This window comes from Knoellia sp. Soil729, assembly GCF_001427985.1.
Classification (GTDB): domain Bacteria; phylum Actinomycetota; class Actinomycetes; order Actinomycetales; family Dermatophilaceae; genus Knoellia.
The window spans coordinates 176,231-203,004 of record NZ_LMSA01000003.1; the positions used below are offsets into that span (position 1 = coordinate 176,231).

General features: G+C 69.9%; 27 protein-coding genes. 16 read left to right on the top strand and 11 right to left on the bottom strand.

Annotated features, from left to right (window positions below; all coding sequences use genetic code 11):
- Positions 1-11: 11 nt before the first annotated feature.
- Genes ASG74_RS12560 through ASG74_RS12580 form a run of 5 tightly spaced genes read left to right on the top strand, consistent with a single transcriptional unit; the run spans position 12 to position 3,009 of the window.
- Positions 12-1,307, top strand: coding sequence for a cysteine desulfurase (locus ASG74_RS12560; protein ID WP_056143986.1), 1,296 nt, complete (start codon positions 12-14; stop codon positions 1,305-1,307).
- Entirely contained in the window at positions 1,307-1,786 is a 480-nt protein-coding gene (sufU, locus tag ASG74_RS12565) for a Fe-S cluster assembly sulfur transfer protein SufU (protein ID WP_056143989.1), read from the top strand. The genes ASG74_RS12560 and sufU overlap by 1 nt, the downstream gene beginning before the upstream one ends.
- Positions 1,783-2,112 carry a metal-sulfur cluster assembly factor gene (locus ASG74_RS12570; RefSeq protein WP_009774977.1) on the top strand — a complete coding sequence of 110 codons (330 nt, stop codon included), beginning with the start codon at positions 1,783-1,785 and terminating at the stop codon, positions 2,110-2,112. Before sufU ends, ASG74_RS12570 begins: the two co-directional genes overlap by 4 nt.
- On the top strand, positions 2,112-2,642 hold the full coding sequence (locus tag ASG74_RS12575) for an acVLRF1 family peptidyl-tRNA hydrolase (protein WP_056143992.1): 531 nt from the start codon (positions 2,112-2,114) through the stop codon (positions 2,640-2,642). The genes ASG74_RS12570 and ASG74_RS12575 overlap by 1 nt, the downstream gene beginning before the upstream one ends.
- A 7-nt stretch (positions 2,643-2,649) precedes the next feature.
- Positions 2,650-3,009: a hypothetical protein gene (locus ASG74_RS12580; RefSeq protein WP_056143995.1), complete on the top strand. Its 360-nt coding sequence runs from the start codon at positions 2,650-2,652 to the stop codon at positions 3,007-3,009.
- Positions 3,010-3,013: 4 nt separating this feature from the next.
- Here the strand turns inward: ASG74_RS12580 and ASG74_RS12585 are convergent, their stop codons facing one another.
- Positions 3,014-3,436 (bottom strand): cupin domain-containing protein, encoded by a 423-nt coding sequence (locus ASG74_RS12585; protein WP_056143998.1) that lies wholly within the window; start codon positions 3,434-3,436, stop codon positions 3,014-3,016.
- Positions 3,437-3,440: 4 nt separating this feature from the next.
- A complete protein-coding gene (gene ypfJ / locus ASG74_RS12590) occupies positions 3,441-4,361 on the bottom strand; it encodes a KPN_02809 family neutral zinc metallopeptidase (RefSeq protein ID WP_056143999.1) in 921 nt (306 codons plus the stop codon).
- Between the two features lie 131 nt (positions 4,362-4,492).
- Here ypfJ and ASG74_RS12595 point away from each other — a divergent pair, with 131 nt between their 5' ends.
- From ASG74_RS12595 to ASG74_RS12620, 6 genes are all read left to right on the top strand, one after another.
- Complete coding sequence (locus ASG74_RS12595; RefSeq protein WP_056144002.1) at positions 4,493-6,091, top strand: ABC-F family ATP-binding cassette domain-containing protein; 1,599 nt, start codon at positions 4,493-4,495, stop codon at positions 6,089-6,091.
- A 164-nt stretch (positions 6,092-6,255) separates the two neighbouring features.
- Positions 6,256-8,139, top strand: coding sequence for an ABC transporter ATP-binding protein (locus ASG74_RS12600; protein WP_056144004.1), 1,884 nt, complete (start codon positions 6,256-6,258; stop codon positions 8,137-8,139).
- A gap of 162 nt (positions 8,140-8,301) precedes the next feature.
- The gene (locus tag ASG74_RS12605; RefSeq protein ID WP_056144007.1) at positions 8,302-8,886 is read left to right on the top strand and encodes a hypothetical protein; all 585 of its coding nucleotides are present in this window, start codon (positions 8,302-8,304) and stop codon (positions 8,884-8,886) included.
- A gap of 368 nt (positions 8,887-9,254) precedes the next feature.
- The gene (locus ASG74_RS17335) at positions 9,255-9,677 is read left to right on the top strand and encodes a class F sortase (protein ID WP_056144010.1); all 423 of its coding nucleotides are present in this window, start codon (positions 9,255-9,257) and stop codon (positions 9,675-9,677) included.
- Positions 9,678-9,899: 222 nt separating this feature from the next.
- Positions 9,900-10,634 (top strand): hypothetical protein, encoded by a 735-nt coding sequence (locus tag ASG74_RS12615; RefSeq protein WP_056144012.1) that lies wholly within the window; start codon positions 9,900-9,902, stop codon positions 10,632-10,634.
- Positions 10,634-11,359, top strand: a complete 726-nt coding sequence (locus ASG74_RS12620; protein WP_056144014.1) for a class F sortase — start codon at positions 10,634-10,636, stop codon at positions 11,357-11,359. Before ASG74_RS12615 ends, ASG74_RS12620 begins: the two co-directional genes overlap by 1 nt.
- A 26-nt stretch (positions 11,360-11,385) precedes the next feature.
- On the opposite strand, the gene ASG74_RS12625 is transcribed toward ASG74_RS12620, so the two are convergent.
- Positions 11,386-12,171: an SURF1 family cytochrome oxidase biogenesis protein gene (locus ASG74_RS12625; RefSeq protein WP_235498941.1), complete on the bottom strand. Its 786-nt coding sequence runs from the start codon at positions 12,169-12,171 to the stop codon at positions 11,386-11,388.
- A 32-nt stretch (positions 12,172-12,203) separates the two neighbouring features.
- On the opposite strand from ASG74_RS12625, the gene moaA reads away from it, so the two are divergent.
- On the top strand, positions 12,204-13,214 hold the full coding sequence (gene moaA, locus ASG74_RS12630) for a GTP 3',8-cyclase MoaA (protein WP_056144020.1): 1,011 nt from the start codon (positions 12,204-12,206) through the stop codon (positions 13,212-13,214).
- A 5-nt stretch (positions 13,215-13,219) separates the two neighbouring features.
- On the opposite strand, the gene ASG74_RS12635 is transcribed toward moaA, so the two are convergent.
- Positions 13,220-13,420 (bottom strand): hypothetical protein, encoded by a 201-nt coding sequence (locus tag ASG74_RS12635; protein ID WP_056144753.1) that lies wholly within the window; start codon positions 13,418-13,420, stop codon positions 13,220-13,222.
- A gap of 5 nt (positions 13,421-13,425) precedes the next feature.
- A complete protein-coding gene (locus ASG74_RS12640) occupies positions 13,426-13,743 on the bottom strand; it encodes a DUF3099 domain-containing protein (protein ID WP_235498942.1) in 318 nt (105 codons plus the stop codon).
- A gap of 87 nt (positions 13,744-13,830) precedes the next feature.
- On the opposite strand from ASG74_RS12640, the gene fabG reads away from it, so the two are divergent.
- From fabG to ASG74_RS12655, 3 genes are read left to right on the top strand one after another with little or no spacing between them, the layout of a single operon-like run.
- Positions 13,831-14,544 (top strand): 3-oxoacyl-ACP reductase FabG, encoded by a 714-nt coding sequence (gene fabG, locus ASG74_RS12645; protein ID WP_056144026.1) that lies wholly within the window; start codon positions 13,831-13,833, stop codon positions 14,542-14,544.
- A gap of 47 nt (positions 14,545-14,591) precedes the next feature.
- The gene (gene fabI / locus ASG74_RS12650; protein ID WP_056144030.1) at positions 14,592-15,350 is read left to right on the top strand and encodes an enoyl-ACP reductase FabI; all 759 of its coding nucleotides are present in this window, start codon (positions 14,592-14,594) and stop codon (positions 15,348-15,350) included.
- A 27-nt stretch (positions 15,351-15,377) separates the two neighbouring features.
- Positions 15,378-17,597, top strand: a complete 2,220-nt coding sequence (locus ASG74_RS12655; RefSeq protein WP_056144032.1) for a tetratricopeptide repeat protein — start codon at positions 15,378-15,380, stop codon at positions 17,595-17,597.
- Between the two features lie 3 nt (positions 17,598-17,600).
- Here the strand turns inward: ASG74_RS12655 and cphA are convergent, their stop codons facing one another.
- The 5 genes from cphA to glgC all read right to left on the bottom strand — a co-directional run bounded on the left by cphA (position 17,601) and on the right by glgC (position 24,752).
- Positions 17,601-20,489, bottom strand: a complete 2,889-nt coding sequence (gene cphA / locus ASG74_RS12660; protein ID WP_056144035.1) for a cyanophycin synthetase — start codon at positions 20,487-20,489, stop codon at positions 17,601-17,603.
- 61 nt (positions 20,490-20,550) lie between these two features.
- Positions 20,551-21,408, bottom strand: coding sequence for a cyanophycinase (locus ASG74_RS12665; RefSeq protein ID WP_056144038.1), 858 nt, complete (start codon positions 21,406-21,408; stop codon positions 20,551-20,553).
- Between the two features lie 9 nt (positions 21,409-21,417).
- Positions 21,418-22,671, bottom strand: coding sequence for a phosphoserine phosphatase SerB (serB, locus tag ASG74_RS12670; RefSeq protein ID WP_056144757.1), 1,254 nt, complete (start codon positions 22,669-22,671; stop codon positions 21,418-21,420).
- A 15-nt stretch (positions 22,672-22,686) separates the two neighbouring features.
- Positions 22,687-23,502, bottom strand: coding sequence for an LLM class F420-dependent oxidoreductase (locus tag ASG74_RS12675; RefSeq protein ID WP_056144042.1), 816 nt, complete (start codon positions 23,500-23,502; stop codon positions 22,687-22,689).
- Entirely contained in the window at positions 23,499-24,752 is a 1,254-nt protein-coding gene (gene glgC / locus ASG74_RS12680) for a glucose-1-phosphate adenylyltransferase (protein WP_056144044.1), read from the bottom strand. The genes ASG74_RS12675 and glgC overlap by 4 nt, the downstream gene beginning before the upstream one ends.
- A gap of 76 nt (positions 24,753-24,828) precedes the next feature.
- Between glgC and glgA the strand changes: the two genes are divergently transcribed.
- Positions 24,829-26,019 (top strand): glycogen synthase, encoded by a 1,191-nt coding sequence (gene glgA / locus ASG74_RS12685; RefSeq protein WP_056144047.1) that lies wholly within the window; start codon positions 24,829-24,831, stop codon positions 26,017-26,019.
- On the opposite strand, the gene ASG74_RS12690 is transcribed toward glgA, so the two are convergent.
- Positions 25,998-26,762: a hypothetical protein gene (locus ASG74_RS12690; RefSeq protein ID WP_056144050.1), complete on the bottom strand. Its 765-nt coding sequence runs from the start codon at positions 26,760-26,762 to the stop codon at positions 25,998-26,000. The genes glgA and ASG74_RS12690 overlap by 22 nt on opposite strands.
- Between the last annotated feature and the right edge of the window lie 12 nt (positions 26,763-26,774).

A 26,774-nucleotide genomic window follows, 5' to 3' on the forward strand; every position in this document is an offset into this window, starting at 1 on the left:
CAAGGAGTCCCATGACTGAGCCGTCGAGCACGCCGTTCACCGACGAGGAGGTGGCCCGGATCCGGGCCGACTTCCCGATCCTCACGCGCACCGTGCGTGACGGTGCGCCGCTGGTCTACCTCGACTCGGGTGCCACGTCGCACAAGCCGGTCCAGGTCCTCGACGCCGAGCGGAACTTCTACGAGCGCCTGAACTCCGCACCACACCGCGGAGCCCACGCGCTCTCCGAAGAGGCGACCGCGGCATACGAGGGTGCGCGCGAGCGCATTGCCGGCTTCATCGGTGCGCAGGCCCAGGACGTCGTCTTCACCAAGAACGCGACGGAGGCGCTCAACCTCGTCGCCTACGCGTTCTCGAACTCGCCGCACCCGGGCATCCCGGGCAGCGAGCGGTTCGCGCTTCGTGAGGGTGACGAGGTCCTCGTCACCGAGATGGAGCACCACGCCAACCTCGTGCCGTGGCAGGAGCTCTGCCGCCGCACGGGTGCGACCCTGCGCTGGATCCCGGTGACCGACGGTGGCCGGCTCGACCTGAGCACCCTCGACGAGCTCCTCACCGAGAGCACCAAGGTCGTCGCGGTCGTCCACGCGTCCAACGTCCTCGGCACGGTCAACCCGCTCGACGAGATCGTCACCCGCGCCCACGACGTCGGCGCGCTCGTCGTCCTCGACGCCTGCCAGTCCGTGCCGCACACGGCCATCGACGTCGCCGAGCTCGGCGCGGACTTCGTGGCATTTTCAGGCCACAAGATGTTCGGCCCGAGCGGCATCGGCGTGCTCTGGGGTCGCAGCGAGCTCCTCGAGGCCATGCCCCCGTTCCTCACCGGCGGCTCGATGATCGAGACGGTCCGCATGGAGGGCAGCACCTACGCCCCGCCACCCCAGCGGTTCGAGGCCGGCGTGCCCATGACGGCGCAGGCGATCGGTCTGGCCGCCGCCGTGGACTACATCGAGGAGCTGGGCATCGAGCGCATCCATGCGCATGAGCTCGCCCTCGTCGAGCGGCTCCTCGCCGGTCTGGCGACGCGCCCCTGGGTGACCGTGGTCGGTCCCACCGACCTCGAGAGCAGGGGCGGCACGGTCGCCTTCGTCGTCGACGGGGTCCACGCCCACGACGTCGGCCAGATCCTCGACAACGCCGGCGTGGCCGTGCGCGTCGGGCACCACTGCGCCTGGCCGCTCCACCGCCGCTTCAAGGTGGCGGCCACGACGCGAGCCAGCTTCGCGGCATACAACACGACCGCCGAGGTCGACGCGCTCCTCGAGGCGCTCGACCGTGTCCCTCAGATCTTCGGGGTGGCCAGCTGATGGACCTGTACCAGGAGCTCATCCTCGAGCACTCGAAGCGCCCGCAGCACGCGGGCTTGCGCGAGCCGTTCGAGGCCGAGGTGCACCACGTCAACCCGACCTGCGGTGACGAGGTGACCCTGCGCATCCACATCGAGGACACAGCGGAAGGTCCTGTGGTTGAGGACATCTCCTACGACGCGCTCGGCTGCTCGATCAGCATGGCCTCGACCTCGATCCTCGCCGAGGAGAGCATCGGCCGCCCGCTGAGCGAGGTCCTCACGACCTTCGAGGCGATGAAGTCGATGCTCACCTCCAAGGGCGAGGACCCCGGCGACGAGGAGGTCATCGGCGACGGTGTCGCTCTCGCCGGCGTCGGCAAGTACCCCGCACGCGTGAAGTGCGCCCTCCTGGGATGGATGGCCTTCACCGACGCGTTGCACCAGAGTGGTCGCGAGACGACCCTGTCCCAGAAGCAGTCCGAGGAAGGAACGTCATGAGTGAGACCACCAACGCACCGGTCAACGTGGCCGACGTCGAGGAGGCCATGCGCGACGTCGTCGACCCCGAGCTCGGGATCAACGTCGTCGACCTCGGCCTCGTCTACGGCATCACCGTCGACGGGCAGAACCACGCCGTCATCGACATGACCCTGACGTCCGCGGCCTGCCCGCTCACCGACGTCATCGAGGACCAGACACAGCAGTCGCTCGAGGGCCTCGTCTCGTCCTACCGCGTCAACTGGGTCTGGATGCCGCCGTGGGGTCCCGACAAGATCACCGACGACGGTCGCGACCAGCTGCGCGCCCTGGGCTTCAACATCTAGTGAGCCGACTCGTCGAGGTTGCGCCGGAGCGTTATCCCGCCTGGCGCGAGCGCTTCGACGCCGCCAATCCCGACGGACCCCAGCGGGTCGTCGGGATCTCGCGTTTCGAGCACCCGCACCTTGCCGTCGTGCTCGTCAGACGCGGCGGGTATGCCGTGGCGCACGTTGACGGGTCCACTCTCGTCGCGCACAAGGTGGGGACCCGTCACGTCCAGTCGCGCACCGCGGCGGGCGGGTGGTCGCAGCAGCGTTTTGCGCGGCGCCGGGGCAACCAGGCGGACGAGCTGGTGCGGGCTGTGACGGAACACTTCCTGCGGATCGTGCCGGCCGGCATACCCACGGGCCTTGTCGTCGGTGGGGACAGGACCTTGGTGCGCGACGTGCTCGACCCTGCCCGGATGGCCTGGCTGCGCGAGCTGCCCAGACGGGAGTTCCACGACATCGGCGACCCACGACGCGCAGTCCTCGACGAGGTCGTGCGCCGAGCGCGGGCCGTCGAGGTCCGCATCGACGACGGCCCGGGGACATGATGGGGCCATGGCGTCCTACTCGGTGAACCGCAAGGCTGTCCGTCACTGTCGTGACCTCATCACGTCCGGCGAGGTCGTGCTCGACAGCAACTGGGGTGACGTCCAGCCGGACGCCGACACCCAGAACGCCTTCCTCGACGAGCACGACTGGGACGACTACGCCTCGTGGCACCTCGGTCTCACCGACGGCGCCAACGACGAGACCAAGGCGCGCCATGCGTTCGCGTTCGGCGACTTCAGCAAGGTGCACCGCAGCGCGCTCATCGCCTCCGTCTACCGCGCGTCCGAGTGGCGCCACAAGGACGTGGAGCTCGCCGCCCACCGGCTGCTCCAGGAGCTCGACAAGAAGTATCCCGAGGGGGAGTGAGGCTTTAGGAGCGGGGCCGGCCGAGCCTGAGCTCGCGGCGGAAGCGCCAGACGAGTGCCGCCTTGCGCAGCGGTCCCCGACCGCTCGCGAGGGCGCGGAACATCTCCTCCGTCCGCTGCGCCGGGGTGACCCGCCAGGTCGCGCGGCACGGTCCGGGACCCGCGTTCCACATGGAGTGAGCCGTGCGCGGCGAGACGTCGAGCGACTCACCCACCTGAAGGACCCGGCGCTCTCCGTCGACGACGGTGGTGAGCTCTCCCTCGAGCACCTCGAAGTGCTCGTGCTGGGTTGGGTGCCAGTGGGTCGGTGGAGGGTCTCCCGGCATCCACCGGCACTCGACCTTCAGGGCCGTCGCGTCCGAGGACAGCACGGTGAGCGTCTGTTGCGGACCGAGGCGGATCGTCTCGGGTCCGGCGGGCGTACCCATGGCGTCAGCTGACCCTGTCGACGTTGAAGGTGTTGCACTTGTTGAGGTCGCCGGTCTTGTAGCCCTGGAGGAACCAGCGCTGGCGTGCCTCGGCGGAGCCGTGCGTCCAGGACTCGGGGTTGACCTGTCCCTGGGTCTTCTGTTGGATGCGGTCGTCACCGACGGCGGACGCGGCCGACAGGGCGCTCTTGATGTCGGCTTCGGTGAGCGGCTTGAGGAACGGCTTGCCGTCGGGGCCGTCGGTCGAGGACGCGTGCTTGGCCCAGACGCCGCCGAGGCAGTCGGCCATGAGCTCGATGCGCACCGCGCCGCTGTTGGCACCCTGCGGGTCCTGCTGGGCGCGCCCGAGGAGGCCGAGCTGGTCCTGCAGCGCGTGGCCGTACTCGTGGGCGACGACATACTCCTGAGCGAGGGCTCCGTTGTCGGCTCCGAACTGCTGCGTGAGGATGTCGAAGAACGAGGCGTCGATGTAGACCTTCTGGTCGAGCGGGCAGTAGAAGGGGCCCACCTGGTTGCTCGCGGTGCCGCACTTCGAGGGCGTCGACCCGGTGTAGAGGACGGTCCTGGTCTGCTGCCACTGCTTCTGGTAGCGGGGGAGCTCGGCGGCCCAGAAGGCGTTGACCGAGTTCACCGTGCCGATGACGCGGCACTGGACGTCGGCGTTGGCGTCGGCGCCCGACTTGCAGTTGCTGAAGTCCGAGCCGCTCCCGTTGGTGCCGTCGACCTGCTCCTGGCTGGAACCCGTCGTCGTTCCGCCGGTCGGGTCGCTGCCGTTGCCCATCGGGATGCCGAAGATGAGCCCGAGGATGAGCAGGATGATTCCGCCGAGGCCTCCACCGACGGCGATCCCGCCCGGGGCGCCACCCCCACCGCCCCCGGACTCCACCTGCGAGGTGTCCAGGCCGACGTCGTCGTTGAAGCTCATTCAGGGCCTCCCATGTAGCGCGTTTTCCGTGCGGAGCACGGCGCAACCTAGACTAAAGGCCACACGGCCCGCGGTGCGTCAGCGGTGCGCCTCTCCATCTCCCTCAGCCCCACCGACGAAAGACTTCCCCTGTGCTCACTGCCGCTGCCATCGAGCTGCGTGCGGGATCCCGGCTCCTCCTCGACAACGTGTCCTTCCGGGTGGCCGCCGGCGACCGGATCGGCCTCGTCGGCCGCAACGGAGCGGGCAAGACGACTCTGACCAAGGTTCTCGCCGGCGCCGGGACACCCGCCGCCGGATCGGTCCAGAGCACGGGCGAGGTCGGCTACCTGCCGCAGGACCCACGCACCGGGGACCTCCACGTCACCGGTCGCGACCGGATCCTGTCCGCTCGCGGCCTCGACCGCATCGTGCGCGACCTGCGCGCCGCCGAGCTGGCCATGGCGGAGCAGACGGGCGAGAAGCTCGAGCAGGCCATGCGCCGCTACGGACGTCTCGAGGGCGAGTTCCATGCTGCCGGTGGCTACGCGGCGGAGTCGGAGGCCGCGTCCATCGCCTCGGCCCTCGCTCTCGAGGAGCGCCACCTCGACCAGACGCTCGCGACGCTCTCCGGTGGTCAGCGGCGTCGTATCGAGCTGTCGCGCATCCTGTTCTCCGGTGCCGAGACGTTGCTCCTCGACGAGCCGACCAACCACCTCGACGCCGACTCGATCGTCTGGCTGCGCGAGCACCTCAAGGGCTACAAGGGTGGGCTCATCGTCATCTCGCACGACGTCGACCTCCTCGGCGCCGTCGTCAACAAGGTCTTCCACCTCGACGCCAACCGCGCCGAGCTCGACATCTACAACCTCGGCTGGAAGGCCTACCTCCAGCAGCGCGAGACCGACGAGCGTCGGCGCAAGCGCGAGCGGGCCAACGCGGAGAAGAAGGCCGGGGTGCTCATGGCCCAGGCCGACAAGATGCGCGCCAAGGCCACCAAGACCGTGGCCGCCCAGAACATGGCGCGTCGCGCGGAGCGGCTGCTGTCCGGGCTCGAGACCGAGCGGGTGAGCGACCGGGTGGCCAAGCTGCGCTTCCCCGACCCCTCGCCCTGCGGCAAGACACCCTTGCGCGCCAGTGGGCTGTCCCGGTCCTACGGCTCGCTCGAGATCTTCACCGACGTCGACCTCGCGATCGACCGTGGCTCGCGCGTGGTCGTGCTGGGGCTCAACGGCGCCGGCAAGACCACCTTGCTCCGGATGCTCGCCGGCGTGGACGCCCCGGACACGGGCCAGGTCGAGCCCGGCCACGGCCTCAAGATCGGCTACTACGCGCAGGAGCACGAGAACCTCGAGGTCGACCGGTCCGTCCTCGACAACATGAAGTCGGCGGCACCGGCGCTGGGCGAGACCGATGTGCGCAAGGTCCTCGGCTCGTTCCTCTTCACCGGGGACGACGTCGACAAGCCGGCGGGGGTGCTGTCCGGTGGCGAGAAGACGCGGCTGTCGCTGGCCCTGCTCGTGGTGTCGTCGGCCAACGTCCTGCTGCTCGACGAGCCCACCAACAACCTCGACCCGGCCTCGCGCGAGGAGATCCTCGGCGCGCTCAAGACCTACAAGGGTGCCGTCGTCCTCGTCACGCACGACGAGGGTGCGGTGGATGCGCTCGAGCCCGAGCGCATCCTGCTGCTGCCCGACGGTGTCGAGGACCTGTGGGGACCTGACTACAAGGACCTGGTCAACCTCGCCTGATCGCGCTCCCTGCCGCGGCTGTCGGTCGGCGGTCGTACCGTGGGGAGCGGGTCGTGAGGTCCGTCGCGGAATCAGGGAGAGCCGGCCGCGGTTGACCTCAAGCGCACCTGAGGAAAGAGGATCTGCTCCATGGCCAAGCACATCGACACCGCGAGCACCGCACCATGAGCGTGGCCGGATGGCAGGCGATCCACAGCCTGAGCAAGGACTCCAGCGTGCGCTCCCGGGAGCTCGCCCCCGGCACGGCCCGACGGGTCCTGTCCTACGCCCGTCCGTACCGGTCGATCATCGTGTGGTTCCTCGTGCTCGTCGTCGTCGACGCGTTGCTCATCGTGGCCACGCCGCTGCTCTTCAAGAGCCTCATCGATGACGGCATCTATCCCAAGGACTCCGGCGTGGTCGTGCGGCTGTCCTTGCTTGTTGCGGCGATCGCCATCCTCAGCGCGCTCGTCACCCTGGTCTCGCGCTGGCTCTCCTCGCGCATCGGCGAGGGCCTCATCGTCGACCTGCGCACGCAGGTGTTCGGGCACGTGATGCGCCAGCCCGTCGCCTTCTTCACCCGGGCCCAGACCGGTGCTCTCGTGTCACGCCTCAACAACGACGTCATCGGCGCCCAGCAGGCCTTCACGTCAGTGCTCTCGAGCGTCGTGAGCAACGCGGTCTCGCTCGCCCTCATCATCGGGGTCATGCTGCTGCTGTCGTGGCAGCTCACCCTGGCATCCCTCGTGCTCGTACCGTTGTTCCTCATCCCGGCCCGCGCCATGGGTGGTCGCCTGGCGGCACTGGCGCACGACCAGATGGGACTCAACGCCGAGCTGGGCACGCGCATGACCGAGCGCTTCAACGTCGCAGGTGCCCTCCTCGTCAAGATCTACGGCAACCCCGAGGTGGAGGACCGGCAGTACGCACAGCGGGCAGAGAGCGTGCGTGACATCGGCGTGCGGATCGCGGTCAACCGGTCGGTCTTCTTCGTCGGCCTCACCCTGGTGGCCTCGCTGGCCACGGCCCTGGTCTACGGCTTCGGTGGTGTCATGGCCGTGGACGGCTCCCTGAGCGTCGGCACGTTGCTGGCCCTCACGGCGTTGCTGGCGAGGCTCTACGGGCCGCTGACGACCATGTCCAACGCCCGTGTGGACGTCATGACGGCTCTGGTCTCCTTCGAGCGGGTCTTCGAGATCCTCGATCTCAGGCCGCTCGTGGCGGAGGCCCCTGACGCCACACCGGTCCCGGCGGGGCCGGTCCGCCTCGACCTCGACCACGTCCGGTTCGCCTACCCGGCCGCCGGCGAGGTCTCCCTGCGCTCCCTCGAGTCGGAGGCCAGCGGTGACCGCGAGCCCGGCTCGGAGGTGCTCGACGACCTCGACGCCACCATCGAGCCGGGGCAGCTCGTGGCGCTCGTGGGCCCGAGCGGTGCCGGCAAGTCGACCCTCAGCGCTCTCGTCGCCCGGCTGTACGACCCGACGAGCGGCGCCGTCCGCATCAACGGTGCCGACCTGCGCAGCGTGACCCTGGAGTCGCTGCGCGACACCGTCAGCGTGGTCACCCAGGAGGCGCACCTCTTCCACGACACGATCCGGGCCAACCTCCTGTATGCCGCGCCGGCGGCCACCGAGGCGCAGATCGAGGCCGCTCTGCGAGCGGCCCGGGTGTGGGACCTCGTCACCCGCCTGCCCGCCGGCCTCGACACCGTGGTGGGGGACCGAGGGCACCGGCTCAGCGGTGGCGAGAAGCAGCGCCTGGCCATCGCGCGACTGCTGCTCAAGGGTCCGCGGCTCGTCGTGCTCGACGAGGCGACGGCGCACCTCGACAGCGAGAGCGAGGTCGCGGTTCAACGCGCGCTCGACGCCGCGCTCGAGGGGCGCACGGCGCTCGTGATCGCGCACCGGCTGTCCACCGTCCGGCACGCCGACCTCATCCTCGTGCTCGAGGACGGTCGGATCGTCGAGCGGGGCACCCACGTCGAGCTGCTCGCCCGCGGCGGCCTCTACGGCCAGCTCTACACAACCCAGTTCGCTGACGACACGACGGCCTCCACGCCCGGCGTGTAGTTACTCCGGGTGATCTTCGTCTCATCCAGCCGAACGGTTCGGCGAAACCTTTGAGGCAACTCTCGGGCATCTCGCCACTTCTCTGCGTGCCGGCACGAAGCATTCCTGGTGGGAGACGCGCGACCTGCGCTTTCACGGGGACATTTCGGAGGGACACGATTCATGGCACGCATCACGACACGTCGACTGACCAGCACGGCCGTCGGACTCACCCTGATCGGCGGTCTGGGGGTGGCAATGGCAGGAGCGGCGCAGGCAGACGAGGCAGAGCACGTCACGATCTGCCACATGACCGGCTCGGACAAGCCCTACGTCGTCATCTCGCCTTCCTCCTCCGGCGTCTGGAATGGGCACATCGACCACCAGGACAAGGGTGACGTCATCCCACCGTTCACGTACACCGCTGAGGGCTCTGACGAGGCCAGAAGCTTCGACGGACAGAACTGGGACGACAACTGGAAGGTCGACGACATGGGCGTTGCCCTTGAGGACGTCGACCCGTCCATGTGTGGCGCTGCCGAGACCACCCCTCCCGGTGAGACCACCCCTCCGGCCGTGACCACGCCTCCCGTCGTGACGACGCCTCCCGTCGTGATGACGCCCCCGGTGACCGGTCCTGTCGTCGAGACCGACCTCGTCGCCCCTGCCGGGCCCAACCTCCCGCTCGTCGGTGGCGGAGCCGCACTCCTCCTCGCTGGTGCCGGCGCAACCCTGGTCGTTGCTCGTCGCCGGGGCAGCCACTTCTGATGCTTCGCCGCCCTCTGCTCGTCGGGGGCGTCGTCGCAATGGTCGTCGGTTCGCTCCTTCTCGCCCTCGGTCTCGACTGGGGGCGGGGAGGAGCGCCCGCGTCGGCATCGTCTGTGGCGGCCTCACCTTCCGTGACGTCCGCCTCGCCGGCGCCGACGGTGCCCTCACCGGCGCCGTCGGCGCCCTCGCCGACCAGATCTGCCACGGTCACGCCTTCGCCACCCACCAGCGCGACGCCGAAGCGCACTCTGGCTCCTGGGCGCCCGACCGCGACCGCGCCGAAGGCGAAGGCGAAGCAGCCCACCGCCCACGTTCGTCCCAGGACCACCAGGGCGAGCCCGCCGGCTCCCTCCGGACTGAGTCTGCAGGTGTCGTCGATCGGTCTCGATGTGTCGCTGTCGTCCGGCGGGGTGGACTCTTCGGGCAAGGTGAACCCACCGGCCGGTCGAGCGATGTGGCTGCGCGGCTACGGACGCGTCAAGCCGGGAAACGTCGGTACGGCCGTCGTGGCTGGTCATGTCGCGTCATCGGGCCACGGCGACGTCTTCGCCGCCCTGTCGTCGGTTCATGTCGGCAACACACTGCGGATCCGGTCGGGTGCGACCACCAGGACCTACGTCGTGAAGCGAGCCGCCGTGGTCAAGAAGGCCACCCTCACCCACGACGCCGACGTCTGGGGCCAGAACACGTCCAAGCGAAGGGTCGTGCTGATCACCTGCGACGCCGACCTGGGCTATCGCAGTGACGGTCATCGGGTCGCCAACTACGTCGTCGTCGCCGACGCCGTGTGAGGCGTCCCCGAGAGGGGTCAGCTGGCGCGGACTGAGGCTTCCCTCATCAGGTCTAGTTACTCTGAGTCATGTCCACCTGACCCTGACGACCAGGCACATGAAACCTTTGAGCCAACTGTCGGGTATTCCGCAGAATCTTCTCCTTCCGGCACCAAGCATTCCCTCTGGGGGACGCGCGACCTGCGCTTTCAACGGGGATTCTTCGGAGGGAAACAACACTTCATGCCACGCGTCACGACACGTCAGCTGACCAGCACTGCTCTCGGACTCACGCTCATCTCAGGGCTGGGGGTGGCGATGGCAGGGGCGGCGCAGGCCAAGCCCACCACGAACATCACCATCTGCCATGCGACTGGGGACGCTGACGCGTGGGTGGTGCTCACGCTGGACGAGGCCGCGATCAGCAAGCAGGGGCACGCCGTGCACCAGCAGGGCCGCGACGTCATCCCGCCGCACGAGTCCCTCGCGCAGGGGACAGGCGACGCGGTCAGCCTCGATGGACGGAACTGGGCCGGCAACTGGAAGACCGACGGGCAGGGCGCGGCCCTGGAGGAGGTCGACCCGTCGATGTGTGCTCCGGGCGAGGACACCACGCCTCCCGGTGACACCACTACCCCTGTCGACACCACGCCCCCGGGCGACACGACCACTCCTGTGGACACCACGCCTCCCGGTGACACGACCACTCCTGTGGACACCACGCCCCCGGGTGACACGACCACTTCTGTCGACACCACGCCCCCGGGTGACACGACCACTCCTGTCGACACCACGCCTCCGGCCGTGACGACGCCTCCGGCCGTGACGACGCCTGCGGTCACCGGTCCTGTCGTGGAGACCGACCTGGTCGACCCGGCGAAGCCCAATCTCCCGCTCGCCGGTGGAGGGGTCGCACTCCTGGTCATCGGTGCCGGGGCGACGCTGGCCGCTGCTCGCGGTCGCCACCGCCTCTCCTGATGCCACGCCGCCCTCTGCTCGCCGGGGGCGTCGTCGCACTCGTGGTCGGTTCACTCCTCCTCGCCCTCGGTCTCGACTGGGAGCGGGGAGGAGCGCCTGCGTCTGCCTCGTCCGTGTCGGCCACGTCCTCTGCGAGGTCCACGCCGGCCGAGGCCTTGGTGCCCGCACCCACCCGGTCGGCGTCGGGTGCGGCTCGCCCGTCCGTCAGGGCGACTGCCTCGCAGAGGTCGAGGACCCACCAGCACGCCGAGTCGGCGTCCACCGGAACCACCCCACCTCCGCCCTCCGAACCGAACCTCGCCGTGTCATCGATCGGCCTGGATGTGTCGCTGTCGTCGGGAGGGGTGGACTCGTCGGGCAAGGTGAACCCACCGGCCGGCCGGGCCATGTGGGTGCGCGGCTACGGCCGCGTCAAGCCGGGCAACGTCGGGACGGCCGTGGTGGCTGGTCACGTCGTCGCATCGGGCCGTGACGACGTCTTTGCGGACCTGCCCTCGGTGCATGTCGGCAACACAGTGCTGATCCGGGCGGGTGCGACGACCAGGACCTACGTCGTGAGGCGGGCGGCCGTGGTGACCAAGGTGGCCCTCACGCACGATGCGGACGTCTGGGGCCAGAACACGTCCAAGCGCCGGATCGTGCTGATCACCTGCGATGCCGACCTGGGCTATCGCAGCGACGGTCACCGGGTCGCGAACTACGTCGTCGTGGCTGACGCGGTCTGACGCGTCGCACCGGTGACAACTCCGAGTCAGTAGTCCTCCTCGTCCCAGATCCGGACCTTCTTGGGCTTGACCACGCGATCGGGCTGCGCCTCTCGCTGCTCGCGGCGCAGCCCGAGCCAGATGAGCAGCAGTCCCACCGGCATCGAGAACCACCACTGGAAGGCGTACGCCTGGTGAGGTCCCAGGCTGCGGTCAGGGTCGGCGAGGGCAGCCGGGCGCGCAGGCTCCGTCCCGTCGGGCAGCTTCTCGGAGGCGAGGACGACGTAGCCGTCGAGGACCTCCGTTCCCCAGGCGGCCTCGACGTCGGGCAGGCTGATGCTCGCGACCTGGCCATCCGGAAGCTTCTTGTGATCCGTGCTCTCGGCTGGGCGGACCCAACCCACCACGGTGACCTCTCCTGCGGGAGCGGGAGGGACCTCGGGCAGGACGTTGGCACCGCGGGCAGAGTTCTCGACCCACCCGCGGTCGATGATCGCCGTCGACCCGTCCTGCAGTCGCAGCGGCGCGAGGACCTCGTACCCATAGACGCTGTTGTTGGGGCGGTTGCGCACCAGGAGCTGCTGCCCGTCGTAGGAGCCGGTCGCCGAGACCTTGGTCCAGTCGTCCCGGGCACGGTCGACCGGCTGGTGGTCGAGGACACTCGCCAGTGGCACCGGCTCGGCACGGTAATGGGCGTCCAGCAGGGCATTGCGCTCGGCCTTGAACTCGTAGCGTCCCCACTGCCACTGACCGAGGTGGTACCCCACGAAGGCATACACCACGGCAAGGGCGAGGGCACCCAGCCAGCGCGGGGTGAACAGACGCCGAAGCACGCGCTTCACGCTACCCGGCATAGGCTGGGTGCATGGCCACCGCCCCGACGACTGCTCGCCTTGTGGACCGCTACGGTCGCGTCGCCCGCGACCTGCGGGTGTCCGTGACCGACCGGTGCAACCTGAGGTGTCGCTACTGCATGCCCGCCGAGGGCCTGCCGTGGCTGGCGAAGCCCGAGATGCTCACCGACGACGAGCTCGTACGTCTGGTCGGCATCTTCGTGTCACTGGGGGTGCAGCAGGTGAGGCTCACCGGAGGGGAGCCGTTGCTGCGGCGCTCACTCACGGACGTCGTGGGCAGGATCGCGGCCCTCTCGCCGCGTCCCCGGATCGCCATGACGACCAACGGCATCGGTCTCGACCGGCTCGCTGCCCCGTTGGCAGCCGCAGGTCTCGACCGGGTCAACGTCAGCCTGGACACCATCGACCCGCAGGAGTTCGCCGACCTCACTCGCCGCGACCGGCTCAAGGACGTCGAGGCCGGGCTGAAGGCCGCCCACGACGCCGGGCTGGTGCCGGTCAAGGTCAACGCCGTCGCCATGCGGGGGATCAACGACCACTCCGTGGCGGACCTGCTCGCCTGGTGCCTGGATCGAGGTTACGAGCTGCGCTTCATCGAGCAGATGCCCCTCGATGCACAGCATGGCTGGGACGCCAACACGATGATCGGTGCGGATGAGATCCGGGCCTCGCTGTCCGAGCGGTTCACCATCACCCCGCTGCCCGAGTCGGACCGGGGCAGTGCGCCGGCCGAGCGCTTCCTCGTCGACGGCGGACCGGCGACCGTCGGCATCATTGCCAGCGTCACCGCGCCGTTCTGTGGGGCGTGCGACCGCACCCGTCTCACCGCTGACGGTCAGGTGCGCAACTGTCTGTTCTCGCAGCGGGAGACCGACCTTCGCGCACCGATGCGCGAGGGCGCCAGCGACGAGGAGCTCGCCGACCTCATCACCGGCGAGATGTGGCGCAAGGCCAAGGGCCACGGCATCGGAAGCGCCGACTTCGTGCAGCCCCTGCGCCCGATGAGCGCCATCGGAGGCTAGGCGACTCAGCCCGCGTCGGCCGGAATCTCGTCCACGGGGACGGTGTCGCGCAGGAACCCCCGCAACGACAGGAAGTCGCCCAGCGTGACCCGGTGCTCGTCACAACCCAGCCACACCTTGCGGCGCTCTGGCGTGTGGAGCTTAGGGTTGTTCCACAGCAGCCCCCACTGCGCCGGCTGACGACAGGCCTTGGCGCTGCAGACCATCGAGGTCACTGCTCGGAGTTCCTGCGTCCCGGGCCGAGGCGTCGGCGATGGGGGTCGCGTGGGGTGACGGGGGAGACCCGGCCGGCCACGCGAGGGGCATGGGCATTGGCGAAGACGACGGCGATGTAGGGGAGGACCACCGCCAGCGCGACGCAGGTCCACCTGACCCAACCCTGGGTGAAGAAGGCAAGCACGAAGCACCCGGTGCGGATCCCCATCGTCACGAGGTAGTGCTTCATCCTCGCGTTGATGTCGTCGTCGGCGGTCGACCGTGCGCTGGTGACGGACTGCACCGTTGGCTCGGCCCGCCGCTTCGTGCTCACCACACCACTCTACGTCCGCCCTCCGGGTGCCCGGAACGCTCGCGGCGATGCGGGCTACCCGGCGGTAGTCCACTAGCGTCGTGCGCCATGAGCGCAGCACGCAACGTCCTTGTCACCGGGGGCAACCGGGGGATCGGCCTGGCCATCGCCCAGGCCTTCGTCGAGGGCGGCGACACGGTGGTCGTGACCAGCCGCAGCGGAGAGGCCCCGCAGGGCCTGACGGCCGTCACGTGCGACGTCACCGACACCGAGTCGGTCAACGCGGCCTTCGCCGCCGCCGAGGAGATCTTCGGTGGTCCGGTGCAGGTTCTCGTAGCGAACGCAGGCATCACCAAGGACGGGCTCCTCATGCGCATGAGCGACGAGGACTTCGACGCCGTCATCGACACCAACCTGGCTGGTGTCTTCCGCTGCGTCCGGCGTGCCAGCACCGGCATGATCAAGGCCCGCGGCGGACGGATCGTCCTCATCTCCAGCGTCGTCGGCCTCTACGGCGGACCGGGCCAGGCCAACTACGCGGCCAGCAAGGCCGGGCTCGTGGGCCTGGCCCGTTCGGTGACGCGAGAGCTCGGTGGGCGTGGCATCACCGCCAACGTCGTGGCACCGGGCTTCATCGAGACCGACATGACCGCAGCGCTCCCGGAGGACACCCAGAAGACCTACAAGGCCGGCATACCTGCTGGGCGGTTCGCTCAGCCCGGTGAGGTGGCCGCCGTCGTGCGCTTCCTCGCCTCCGAGGACGCCGGCTACGTCACGGGGGCCGTCATCCCCGTCGACGGTGGACTCGGCATGGGCCACTGAGACACGCCAACCCGGCACACCCCGCACCGAGAAGGAGAACGACACCGATGCTGCTCGAGGGCAAGAAGCTGCTCATCACGGGAGTCCTCATGGACTCCTCGATCGCCTTCCACGTCGCCAAGCTGGCGCAGGAGGAGGGCGCGGAGGTCGTGCTCACGTCCTTCGGGAGGACGATGAAGATCACGTCGACGATCGCCAAGCGACTGCCGACCACTCCGCCGGTCGTGGAGCTCGACGTGACCGACGCCGAGCACCTCGACAGTCTCGCGGAGCGTCTCGGCGAGCACGTCGACCACGTGGACGGGGTGCTCCACTCGATCGGGTTCGCGCCGCAGGGCGCCTTCAACTTCATGGAGGGGACGTTCGAGGACGTCTCGACGGCGATGCACGCGTCGGCCTACTCCCTGAAGTCGCTGGCCGTGGCGGCGTTGCCACTGATGTCATCCGGGTCCTCCGTCGTCGGGCTGACCTTCGACGCCAAGTTCGCCTGGCCGGTCTACGACTGGATGGGCGTGGCCAAGGCTGCGTTCGAGTCCACGAGCCGCTACCTGGCCCGCGACCTCGGTCCGCAGGGGATCCGCTGCAACCTCGTCGCGGCGGGACCGATCCGCACGACGGCGGCGAAGTCGATCCCTGGCTTCCAGACCTTCGAGGAGTCCTGGGACGACCGGGCACCGTTGGGGTGGGACGTCAACGACGCGGTGCCCGCTGCGAAGGCGTGCGCCGCACTGCTGTCCGACTGGTTCCCGGCGACGACCGGTGAGATCGTCCACGTCGACGGCGGCGTCCACGCGATGGGCATCTGACTCGGCGCAGCACATTAGGCTCGGCGGGTGACCAGCGACCCCCGCCTCGCCCCTGCCGTGACCGCCACCGAGGTCCGGGTCCTCGAGGGACCGAACCTCTACTTCCCCAAGCCCGCCGTCAAGGTCACGCTGGACCTGCGGGCCTACCTCGAGGCCGACCGGGAGACGGTGGCACGCATCGCACGCAGTGCGGGCCTGGGCTCGGTCCAGGCCGGGGCACCGTGCACCGAGCAGCGCCAGCGGGTTCTTGCCCGGCTGGCCGAGCGCGCCGTGCGGCAGGTGTCCCGAGCCTCGGGCACGAGTCGGCTGGGGATCCGTTCACGCCCCGGCGGTGACCTGTCCGTCGTCGTCGTGTCCTTCGTCTGGCGCCGGCGCGGACCCGCGCAGGCACTGGGGGAGTCGGTGGCTCCGGTCCTCGCGGCGTGGCTCGAGGATCGCGACGTGATCGAGGAGCAGGCCGCCGTGGTGCGCGCGGCTCCGGAGGGCCCACCACCCAGGATCGTCTCCCCGCGCATCCCCGTGGCCTCGGTCACGGGGACCAACGGCAAGACATCGACCACGCGACTGCTCGCGCACATCGCCATGACCTCCGGCAAGCACACGGCCTGGAGCTCGACCGACGGCGTGGTGGACCACGGGACGATGATCGAGCCCGGTGACTACTCGGGTCCTGCCGGCGCACGAGGAGTGCTCGGCGCACCGGGCGTCGAGATCGGCATCCTCGAGACCGCCCGCGGGGGCATGCTCCTCAAGGGCCTGGGGGTCTCGCACAACGACGTGTCGGTGGTGACCAACGTGACGGCCGACCACCTCGGCCTGCAGGGGGTCGACACCGTCGACCAGCTCGCCGAGGTCAAGGCGATCATCACCCGGGCCACCCGGCCCGGTGGCTGGACCGTCCTCAACGGTGACGACCCGCGTGTGTGGGCCATGCGCACCGGCTCGCCGGCCAAGCCCTGGGTGTTCTCACTCGACGCCAACTCACCCGCCATCCGCGAGGCCCTGGGACTGGGCGGTCGCGCGATCACCGTCCTGGACGACCACGTCACCGTCCTCACCGGCTCGGGCGTCCCCGACCGCCTGGTCTCCGTGGTCGACGTCCCGATGACGATCAGCGGACTCTCCCGTCACAACGTTGCCAACGTCCTGGCCGCCACCGCAGCCGCCCTCGCACTGGGGATCCACCGCGAGTCCGTCATCGAGGGCCTGCGCACCTTCCGCCCGGACGCCGCGCTCAACCCCGGCCGGATGAACACCTACACGGTCCCCGCGGGGCTGGGGGGTACCTGCACCGTCATCGTCGACCTCGCGCACAACGAGGCGGGGCTGGAGGCGCTCATGGACGTCGCCGAGGGGCTGCGCGAGCCCGGTTCACGTATCCACCTGGGCCTGGGCGCGGGAGGCGACCGCACCGACGAGATCCTGGAGAACCTCGGCGAGATCGCCGGGCACCGCGCCGACCACGTCGTCGCGGCTCACAAGGAGCATTACCTGCGCGGCCGGACGATGGAGGACCTCGAGGCGCACCTGCGCGTCGGCCTGCAGCGCGCGGGGGTCGCGGACGTTGCGTCGTTCCCGACGGAGATGGACGGTCTCAGGGCGCTCGTGGCGGAGGCTCATGGCGGCGACGTCGTCGCGATCATGTGCCACTCCGAGCGCGAAGCCATCTATGCCTGGCTCGCGGAGGTCGGGGGCGTGGCCGACTCGCCGCCGGACATCCGTCGCAAGGTCATCGCTGCCCGCGGGGAGCACGAGGCCGAGGACGCCATCGCCGAGCTCTGGGTCGACGAGGATGCGCAGCGGCGCATCCAGACGGCGGCCACACTGTCCGCCGCCTACCCCGGCGATGCGCGCATCGCCTACGAGTACGGCGGCACGTTCGACTCGGCGGGCCAGCCCGAGCGGGCGGTCGAGCTGTATCGCCAGGCGCTGGGCGGGGGCCTGCGCGAGCCGTTCCGTCACCGTGCGGTGATCCAGCTCGCCTCATCGCTGCGCAACCTGGGCCAGCACGAAGAAGCCGTCGAGCTGCTCGACGAGCTGGCTGTGGAGCGCCCGGAGTCGATCGGGGTCGCGGGGTTCCGTGCGCTTGCCCTGCAGTCGGCCGGACGCGCCGACGAAGCCGTCGCGACACTGCTGGCAGCCGTGGCACAGGGCAGCCTGGACGAGGACGTGATGCGCTACCGCCGTTCGCTCACGGCCTACGCCGCCGACCTGGCCCCGACGCACCTGGCCCCGAAGGGCTCCTGAGCCTCAGCCCGTGGGCTGGGGCTGCCCCGCCGCCTCCGCCTCCACCTCGGCGTCGTGCTCGGCAAGGTCCTGGTCGGTGGCCTCCTCGCCGCTCACGTGGGCCTCGGCCGACAACGTGGTCGGGTCGAGGTCGGGGTCGGCGAGGGAGTCGGCCGTGTGGGTGCCCGGCTGGGCTTGCTTGGTCATGGTCTCGAGCTCGTTCATGACCACGCCGTGCTGGTCGACGCAGACCACGACGATGTCGCCTGGGTTCGCGCGAGCCATGACGTGCCGCACCGCAGAGAGCTCATCGGTGACGATCTCGACCTGGCGGCAACGGGCGCCCTGGGCCATGGCGGCCTTGGCACCCTCGGCGACGAGACCCGCCGTCTCGGCCGGCTTGCGACCGCGCAGACGCTCGTCCTCACGCACGACGATGACGTCGAAGTGCTGGGCCGCGATCGCGCCGAGCTCGCGCATGTCCTCGTCGCGACGGTCGCCGGCCGTCGCGATGACGCCGAGGCGTGAGAGCTTGCCGAACTCCGTGGCGCCGGACTTGGCGTCGGCATAGCGCTCGACGAACTCTCCGAGGACCTTCATGCCGGGAGCGTTGTGGCAGTAGTCGACGATGACGTCGATGTTGTTGACGTTGACCTGGTTCATGCGGCCGGGGGAGAGGTAGTAGCTCGTCGAGAAGGTCCGCAGGCCCTGCCGGATCTCGTGCAGGCCCGTACCGATGGCGAACGCTGCACCAGCCGCGGCCATGGCGTTGGCGACGTTGAACATCGCCGTGCCGCCGAAGGTGGACGGGAGGAGGTGCGTCCACGCGAGCTGCATGGCCCGTCGACCGTGCCGGATGACGATCATGTCGCCCTTCTCGGACGGCTCGAGCACCACGGCGCGCCCGCCTCGGCGGCAGTGGTCGTCGACGAAGTCACGAACCGAGGAACCGGGAGGCGACATCGTGAACCACACGATGGACCCCGAGCAGCGGCGCCGCATCTTGCGCACCAACGGGTCGTCGGCGTTGAGCACGGCAAAACCGTTGCGCGGCACCGCTTCCACGATGACGGCCTTGACGTCGGCCAGCTGTTCGACGGTGTTGATGCCGCGGATGCCCAGGTGGTCGGGCGCGACGTTGGTGACGACGGCGACGTCGTTGCGGTCGTAGCCCAGGCCCTCGCGCAGGATGCCGCCCCGGGCCACCTCCATGACCGCGAAGTCGACGCGCGGGTTCTGCAGCACCATGCGCGCGGACTTGGGACCGGACGCGTCCGCCTTGAAGACGAGGCGCTCGTCCACGACGATGCCGTCGGTCGAGGTCATGCCGACCTTGCGCCCCACTCCCTTCATGATGTGGGCGATCATGCGCGACGTCGTCGTCTTGCCGTTGGTGCCGGTGACGGCGACGATCGGCACGCGCGAGGGCGAGCCCGGCGGGAAGAGCAGGTCCACGACGGGCTTGGCGATGTACTGCGGTTCCCCGATGGTGGGGTGCGTGTGCATTCGGAAGCCGGGTGCGGCGTTGACCTCGCAGATCGCACCCCCGGTCTCCCGCACGGGTGAGGCGATGTCGGGGCAGATGAAGTCGATGCCCGCGACGTCGAGCCCGACCATGCGGGCGGCCTCCTCGGCGATCTCGACGTTGTCGGGGTGGGCGTCGAAGGTGCGGTCGACCGAGATCCCTCCGGTCGACATGTTGCCGGTGAGCGCGAGCTTGACCATCGTCCCCTGCGGTGGGACGTCGTCCATCGAGAAGCCCTGGTCCCGCACGAGCGCCTCGGCGGTCCGGTCGACCTTGATCCTCGTGAGGACCTTCTCGTGGCCGACACCGCGACGTGGGTCCGCGTTCGTGATCTCGACGAGCTCCCTCACGGTGCGCTCACCGTCGCCGACGACGTGGGCGGGGACACGCTCGGCGATGGCCTGCATGCGGCCGCCGACGATGAGGCAGCGGTAGTCCTTGCCGGTGATGAACGACTCGACGATGACGTTGCCGCGGCGGGACTCCTCGCGCGCGGTCGCAAAGGCCTCGCGCACCTCGTCGTCGTTGGTGATGTCGAGGCAGACACCCCGCCCGTGGTTGCCGTCGAGCGGCTTGAGGACCACGGGGAACCCGATGCGGCGCGCGGCCGCGACAGCGTCCTCGGGCCCGCGGACGGTCTCCTGCTTGGGCACCGGCAGACCGGCCGAGCCGAGCAGCTTGGTCGTGAGGTCCTTGTCGCCCGCGATGTCCACCGCCAGGGCGCCGGTCTTGGAGGTCATCGTGGCCCGGATGCGCTGCGCGTGGACCCCCTGACCCAGCTGGACCAGGCTCGCGCTGTTGAGCCGGATGTAGGGGATGTCGCGGCTCACCGCCTCCTCGAGGATGGCAGCGGTGGAGGGCCCGAACGCGGTGCGTTCGGCCCGGCGCAGGAAGGCTTCGAGGGCAGCGTCGAAGTCGAAGCCGTCCTCGGCCTGCACGAGATGGTTGACGAGCCGGACGGCGAGCTGACCAGCGGCCAGGCCCACGCCCTCGTCGGTGTAGCCGTAGATGACGTTGTAGCGGCCCGGGTGCGTCTTGACCTGGCGGGTCTTGCCGCGGCGCTGGTCGTGGCCGGCCTCCTGCTGCAGCTGCAGGGCGACGTGCTCACTGACGTGTCCGAGCCAGGTGCCCTCGCGCATCCGCTCGATGAAGCCGCCCTTCACTCCCCGCGAGCAGGTGTGGTTCTCGAGGCCGGGCAGGAGCTCGACGAGCCGGTCGGTGAAGCCCTCGAGGAGGTCCGTGGGGTACTCCTCGAGGATGCCGAGGTCCACGGTGAGGTGGATGGCCGGGTCGTAGGACCAGATGTTGCCGCCGCGATAGATGCGCGACTCGACGATGGTGAGGTCGGGGGCGGCGGGGCCAGAGGGGGTGGGACGTTCCTCGGTCATCGGACTCCTCGGTGCTGGCAGTGGTGGTGCGGGGTGTGCCTCGGTGTCGAGCTCGAGCGGGTCACGACTTGGCCGTGGCCAGACTGACGTCGACATCCGCGTGCTGCTCGACGAACTCCACCAGCGTGGCGGCGCCGAGGTCGAAGGTCGCGCCCGCGGGGAGCGTGTGGACGACGGCGCCGGAGACGAGGAGCGGGGCTCCACGGCGTGCGTCGGGGGCGTCGGTGGTGACATCGCGGCAGTCCATGACGGTGACGCCTCCGCGACCGTGGACCGTGAAGCGGTTCCCGCCGCTCACCTCGATGGCGGTGTCCTCGTCGATGCCGATGCCGAGCAGGCTGGGCGAGGAGGCGACCACCGACATGAGCCGGCCGTAGCGGGAGCGCTGCGCGAAGTGCTGGTCGACGACGACGCCCTTGAGCAGGCCGAGCCCGGCGCTGAGCTGGCTGGCGCGCTGGACAGGCGTGATGCCTTCGTCGCCCATGGAGATCATGAACTCGCTCATGATCGAGGCACCCGCCGACGTGCCCGCGACCACGGCCCCGCGGGCGTGCGCCCGGTGAAGGGCGTCACCGAGCGGGGTGCCCGGGAAGTACTGCGACAGGCGCAGCTGCGAGCCACCACTCATGAAGATGCCGGTGGCCTCGTCGATGAGCGCGACCGCCCGCGGGTCGTGTGCCTCACGCCGGGACTGAGGGTTGACCGTGTCGAGCGCCTCCACGCCGAAGCGGCCGAACACCTCGCTGTAGGAGGCCACGACCTCGTCCTGGAACGAGGAGGCCGTCGGGATGACGACGAGCCGCGAACGCCGTCCGCCGCTGATGCGCACGAAGCGCCGCAGCAGCGCTGCACGTCCGACACGGTCCTCGGCGCCGCCGATGATGAACAGCGTCGGTGTCGTGGAGGGGTAGCGAGGCATTGGGCCAGCCTAGAGGTCTTGGGCGCGCGCGACGGCAGGCGCGGGCGTCGGTGTGCCATCGGCGTCGTCGGCCTCTTCGATCTCCTCGCGGGTGATCCCGAGGAGGTGGAGCACGGCGTCGAGGTAGGGCACGTTGACGGCGGTGTCGGCCTGCTCGCGCACCACCGGCTTGGCGTTGAAGGCGATCCCCAGTCCGGCCGTGCCGAGCATGTCGAGGTCGTTTGCCCCGTCACCGATGGCCACGGTGCGCGCCAACGGCAGGCCCGCCTCCTCGGCGAACTCGCGCAGCGCGCTGGCCTTGCCCCGCCGGTCCACGATGTCTCCGAGGACGCGCCCGGTGAGACGACCGTCCGCGACCTCGAGCCTGTTGGCCCTCGCGTGGTCGATGCCGAGCTCGTCCGCGATGGGCTGCACGACCTCGATGAACCCGCCGGACACCAGCGCCACGGTGAACCCCAGGCGCTTGAGCGTGCGCACCAGGGTGCGCGCACCCGGCGTGAGCCGGACGGCTGCACGGACCTCCTCGAGGACGGCCACGTCCAGTCCTGCGAGCGTCGCCACCCGGGCATGCAGGCTCTCGGCGAAGTCGAGCTCACCCGCCATGGCGCGTTCGGTCACCGCGGCGACCTCGGCCTCACGACCGGCGCGCCGCGCGAGGAGCTCGATGACCTCGTCCTGGATGAGGGTCGAGTCCACGTCCATGACGACGAGCCGCCGCCCGCGCCGCGCCAGCCCGGCCGGGGACACCGCGATGTCGACGTGCTCCTGTGCGGCGACGAGCGACAGCTCACGGCGCAGCGAGTCCAGGTCGGCGCCACTGACGTCGAGCTCGAGGGTGGTGACGGGGTAGCGCGAGAGCCTGCGGATGCGGTCGATGTTGGCACCGTGCTCGGCGATCGAGCTCGCCACCGCGGCGACCGCGCCGGCCCGCAGCGGGGAGCCGAGCACGACCACGGCAGCACGTCCCGTGGGCCGTTCCCGGTTGTCGCCGCGGCCCTTGGACACGCTCACCGTGAGCCCGAGCTCGGCACCCACAGCGGTGACGACCTCACGCAGGGCCTTGGCGGTGCCGCCGGGCGCGAGCAGCGCAGCGAGGGTCAGCTGGCCGCGGACGACGACCTGCTCCAGGTCGAGGACGACGGCGCCCGTGGGCGCGACGGCATCGAAGAGTGCGCTCGTCACGCCGGGACGGTCATCCCCGATGAGGGTCACGAGCAGGGTGGACGGAAGCTTGGGCACTGGCGTCGCTGAGCCCGGTTGCATGGTCACCGGCACAGGTTAGGAGTTCACCGCGTCGCGCCAGGCGAGGAGGTCACGGACCGGACCGAGGTCGAAGTCCGGGCCGCTCAGTCCAGTGGTGAACAGACGGGTGCCCACGGCATACAGGGCATCGGCCGCAGCGGCGTGGTCCGGCACGTCCTCGGGGAAGCGGCCCGGTTGGGGGCTCACCCCCGCCGAGCGTTCGATGGTCGCGGGGTCGCGGCCCAGGCGGGCACACCAGTCGTCCAGGACGGCGTGCTTGTGGGCGATCTTCTCGGCGTCACCGAAGCCGTGCCAGATGTCGGCCTGCTCCGCCACGATCCGCAAGGTCTTGCGCTCACCACCTCCACCCACGAGCACGGGGATGGGGCGCGTCGGGGCGGGGTTGAGCCGGCTGCACCGCTCCTTGACCAGTGGGAGGTCACGGTCCAGGGCGTCGAGCCGTGCCCCGGGCGTGCCGAACTCGTAGCCGTACTCGTCGTAGTCGCGCTCGAACCATCCCGAGCCGATCCCGAGGATGAGCCGGCCCTCGCCGCCGCGCGCGGAGATGTGGTCGACGGTCCTCGCCATGTCGGCCAGCAGCTGCGGGTTGCGGTAGGAGTTGCAGGTCACGAGTGCGCCGATCTCGACCCGTTCGGTGGCCTCGGCCCACGCGGCGAGCATCGTCCAGCACTCGAAGTGGGCTCCGTCGGGGTCGCCGCTCAGGGGGAAGAAGTGGTCCCAGTTGAACAGGACGTCGACGCCCATCTCCTCGAGGGCTGCGCACGTGCGCCGAATGTCCGCGTATGCCGCGTGCTCCGGCTTGACCTGAACGCCGACACGCGCTCGGCTCACGGCTCGAGCACCGTGCCCTTGCCGACGATGGTGATGCCGGACTCGGTGACGGTGAAGCCGCGGGCGCGGTCGTGCTCGGCGTCGAAGCCGACGGAGGTGTTCTCGGGCAGATGGACGTTCTTGTCGATGATGGCGCGGCGCACGCGGCAGTTGCGGCCGATGTCGACGGCGTCGAGGATCACCGAGTCGTCGACCTCGGAGTAGCTGTGCACCCGCACGTCGGGGGAGATGATCGAGGAGTTCACGCGGGCGCCACTGACGATCACGCCGGGGGAGACCATCGAGTTCAGGGCCTCGCCGAAACGACCGGACGCGCCGTGGACGAACTTCGCCGGCGGGTAGGGGCCGTAGCTCGTGAACAGCGGCCAGTCGTAGTTGTAGAGGCTGAAGATCGGGTGGATCGAGATGAGGTCCATGTGGGCGTCGAAGTAGGAGTCCAGCGTCCCGACGTCACGCCAGTAGCCCTTGTCGCGCTCGGTGCCACCGGGGATGACGTTCTTCTTGAAGTCGTAGGTGTAGGCGGCACCCTGCTTGACCAACGCCGGGACGATGTCGCCGCCCATGTCGTGGGTGCTGTCCGGGTCCTCGGAGTCGCGGGTGACGGCCTCCTGGAGGACGTCGGCGTCGAAGACGTAGTTGCCCATGGAGGCGAGGATCTCGTCGGGGGAGTCGGGCAGCCCGTCGGGGTCGGAGGGCTTCTCGAGGAACGCCTTGATCTTGGTGTGGTCGTCGGCCTGAACCTCGATGACGCCGAACTGGTCGGCCATGCCGATCGGCTGGCGGATCGCCGCGACGGTGACGCCCGCGCCGGACTCGACGTGCTGGTCCACCATCTGCGAGAAGTCCATGCGGTAGACGTGGTCGGCCCCCACCACGACGACGATGTCCGGACGCTCGTCGGTGATCGTGTTGAGGCTCTGGAAGATGGCGTCCGCGCTGCCCTGGTACCAGGACTTGTCGACACGCTGCTGCGCGGGGATCGGTGCGACGTAGTTGCCGAGCATCGTCGACATGCGCCACGTCTTCGTGACGTGCCGGTCGAGGCTGTGCGACTTGTACTGCGTCAGCACGACGATCTTGAGGTAGCCGGAGTTCACGACGTTGCTCAGGGCGAAGTCGATGAGCCGGTAGATGCCTCCGAACGGCACGGCCGGCTTGGCCCGGTCGGCGGTGAGGGGCATGAGTCGCTTGCCCTCCCCACCTGCGAGAACAATGACGAGCACCTTGGGTCCACCGCTGCGGTATGCCATGCACGCCAACCTAGTGGACGGCGCCCGCGGATGTGACTTGCGTCTCCGCCCGGCTCGACGGCGATAGGGTCGCCCTGTGCGAGTCGACATCCTCAGCAAGGAGTACCCACCCACGATCTACGGCGGGGCGGGGGTGCACGTCGCCGAGCTGACGCGGGCCCTGCGCGAGCGAGGCGACATCGACGTCCGGGTGCGGGCCTTCGGACCTCCCCGTGACGAGGAGGGGACGACCGGGTATGCCGACCTGCCGGCTCTCGAGGGCGCGAACCCTGCGCTCGTGACCATGGGAGTCGACCTGGCGATCGCGGCCGACTGCGGCGGCACGGACCTGGTGCACTCGCACACCTGGTACGCCAACTTCGCCGGCCACACGGCCTCGCTCCTCGAGGGCGTCCCGCACGTCGTCAGTGCCCACAGCCTCGAGCCGATGCGGCCGTGGAAGGCCGAGCAGCTCGGGGGCGGCTACCGACTCTCGTCCTGGATCGAGCGGACGGCCTACGAGGGTGCAGCTGCCGTCATCGCGGTGAGCGACGGCATGCGCAAGGACGTCCTGCGCAGCTATCCGACCATCGACCCGGACAAGGTCAAGGTGGTCCACAACGGCATCGACAGCGAGCTGTGGAAGCGGGTCGAGGACCCCGACACCGTGCGCCGTCACGGCGTGGACCCCGACCGGCCCGGCGTCATCTTCGTCGGCCGGATCACCCGCCAGAAGGGCCTGCCCTACCTGTTGCGGGCGGTGGCCGAGCTGCCGCCGGAGGTGCAGGTGGTCCTGCTCGCGGGCGCACCCGACACCCCCGAGATCAAGTCCGAGGTCGAGGAGCTCATCGCCGGTCTGCGCGAGACGCGGGACGGGGTGGTGTGGGTTCCCGAGATGCTGCCGCGCAACGAGGTCATCGCGCTGCTCTCGGCCGCGACGGTGTTCGTCTGTCCCTCGGTCTACGAGCCGTTGGGCATCGTCAACCTGGAGGCCATGGCGTGCGACCTGCCGGTCGTCGCGACGGCCACGGGTGGCATCCCCGAGGTCGTCGTGGACGGGGAGACCGGCTGGCTCGTGCCGATCGAGCAGGTGCAGGACGGGTCGGGCGTCCCGGTCGACCCCGACCGCTTCGTCGCCGACCTCGCGGGTGCGCTCAACGCGGCGGTGTCGGATCCCGAGCGGGCGGCGCGCTTCGGCAGGGCGGGCCGGGTTCGTGCCGTCGAGTCGTTCTCGTGGTCACGCATCGGTGACGAGACGCTGACCGTCTATCGCGAAGTCCTGCGCTGAGCCACTGCTGAGACGCCGGCGTTCGTCGCGTCGGCCAGCGTGCGCTCAGCGGCCCGGTGCAGGCCGCGCAGCAGCTCGAGACGGCGTTGTTGCGTCCAGGCGTCCGGTCCGTCCTGCGGTCCGTCCAGGCCCGCCGCCGCGGCAGCACTGATGGCGGCCGCGAAGGTGATCGCGCGCAGCACCGGTCCGGGCAGCTCGTCGGGCAGGGCCCACGTCTCCGGGCGGGGAAGGGCCTCACGTGCGGCCGTGGCGTCGAATGGGCGTCCCCCGAGGGCGTCGAGCTGCTCGGTCGTCTCCAGCACCGTCGTGGTGAGCAGGCGGGTGGACTCCCGCGGGTCGAGCGCGGCCACCCGGTGCGTGGGCACGGCCTCGCAGTCGTGCGCCGTCCAGTCCAGCCGGCTGCCGGAGTCCGCGCCGCTGGCCCCCGGCGGTCCGAAGGTCGACCACGAGGGGATGAGAAGGGCGCCGAGTCCCGGTGCCACCAGGCACTCCTCGGCCTCGACCGCTGACGCGCGGGTCTGCGGGTCGCAGGCCGGCAGGCTCGTGAGGTCGCCGCTCACCGGGAGCGCGACGAGGACGGTGCGCTCACCCAGGTCACGCCACAGCTCGAGGCCTCGTATGCCGGGTCCGACCGCATCGACGTCGGGCAGGGCGGACTCGATGGCGCTCTCGAGGCTGGCGCCCCGAGCCCACGCGGACGTCGCCCACAGGGCGATCCGAACAGAAGCGGGAAGCTCGGGCATGCCGTCATCGTA

Bases quoted from the DNA above. Each gene is read 5' to 3' on its own strand.
- ASG74_RS12560 (WP_056143986.1), top strand. From the start codon at position 12: ATGACTGAGCCGTCGAGCACGCCGTTCACCGACGAGGAGGTGGCCCGG.
- sufU (WP_056143989.1), top strand. From the start codon at position 1,307: ATGGACCTGTACCAGGAGCTCATCCTCGAGCACTCGAAGCGCCCGCAG.
- ASG74_RS12570 (WP_009774977.1), top strand. From the start codon at position 1,783: ATGAGTGAGACCACCAACGCACCGGTCAACGTGGCCGACGTCGAGGAG.
- ASG74_RS12580 (WP_056143995.1), top strand. From the start codon at position 2,650: ATGGCGTCCTACTCGGTGAACCGCAAGGCTGTCCGTCACTGTCGTGAC.
- ASG74_RS12585 (WP_056143998.1), bottom strand. From the start codon at position 3,436: ATGGGTACGCCCGCCGGACCCGAGACGATCCGCCTCGGTCCGCAACAG.
- ypfJ (WP_056143999.1), bottom strand. From the start codon at position 4,361: ATGAGCTTCAACGACGACGTCGGCCTGGACACCTCGCAGGTGGAGTCC.
- ASG74_RS12600 (WP_056144004.1), top strand. From the start codon at position 6,256: ATGAGCGTGGCCGGATGGCAGGCGATCCACAGCCTGAGCAAGGACTCC.
- ASG74_RS12605 (WP_056144007.1), top strand. From the start codon at position 8,302: ATGGCACGCATCACGACACGTCGACTGACCAGCACGGCCGTCGGACTC.
- ASG74_RS12615 (WP_056144012.1), top strand. From the start codon at position 9,900: ATGCCACGCGTCACGACACGTCAGCTGACCAGCACTGCTCTCGGACTC.
- ASG74_RS12620 (WP_056144014.1), top strand. From the start codon at position 10,634: ATGCCACGCCGCCCTCTGCTCGCCGGGGGCGTCGTCGCACTCGTGGTC.
- moaA (WP_056144020.1), top strand. From the start codon at position 12,204: ATGGCCACCGCCCCGACGACTGCTCGCCTTGTGGACCGCTACGGTCGC.
- ASG74_RS12635 (WP_056144753.1), bottom strand. From the start codon at position 13,420: ATGGTCTGCAGCGCCAAGGCCTGTCGTCAGCCGGCGCAGTGGGGGCTG.
- fabG (WP_056144026.1), top strand. From the start codon at position 13,831: ATGAGCGCAGCACGCAACGTCCTTGTCACCGGGGGCAACCGGGGGATC.
- fabI (WP_056144030.1), top strand. From the start codon at position 14,592: ATGCTGCTCGAGGGCAAGAAGCTGCTCATCACGGGAGTCCTCATGGAC.
- cphA (WP_056144035.1), bottom strand. From the start codon at position 20,489: ATGACCGAGGAACGTCCCACCCCCTCTGGCCCCGCCGCCCCCGACCTC.
- ASG74_RS12665 (WP_056144038.1), bottom strand. From the start codon at position 21,408: ATGCCTCGCTACCCCTCCACGACACCGACGCTGTTCATCATCGGCGGC.
- serB (WP_056144757.1), bottom strand. From the start codon at position 22,671: ATGCAACCGGGCTCAGCGACGCCAGTGCCCAAGCTTCCGTCCACCCTG.
- glgC (WP_056144044.1), bottom strand. From the start codon at position 24,752: ATGGCATACCGCAGCGGTGGACCCAAGGTGCTCGTCATTGTTCTCGCA.
- ASG74_RS12690 (WP_056144050.1), bottom strand. From the start codon at position 26,762: ATGCCCGAGCTTCCCGCTTCTGTTCGGATCGCCCTGTGGGCGACGTCC.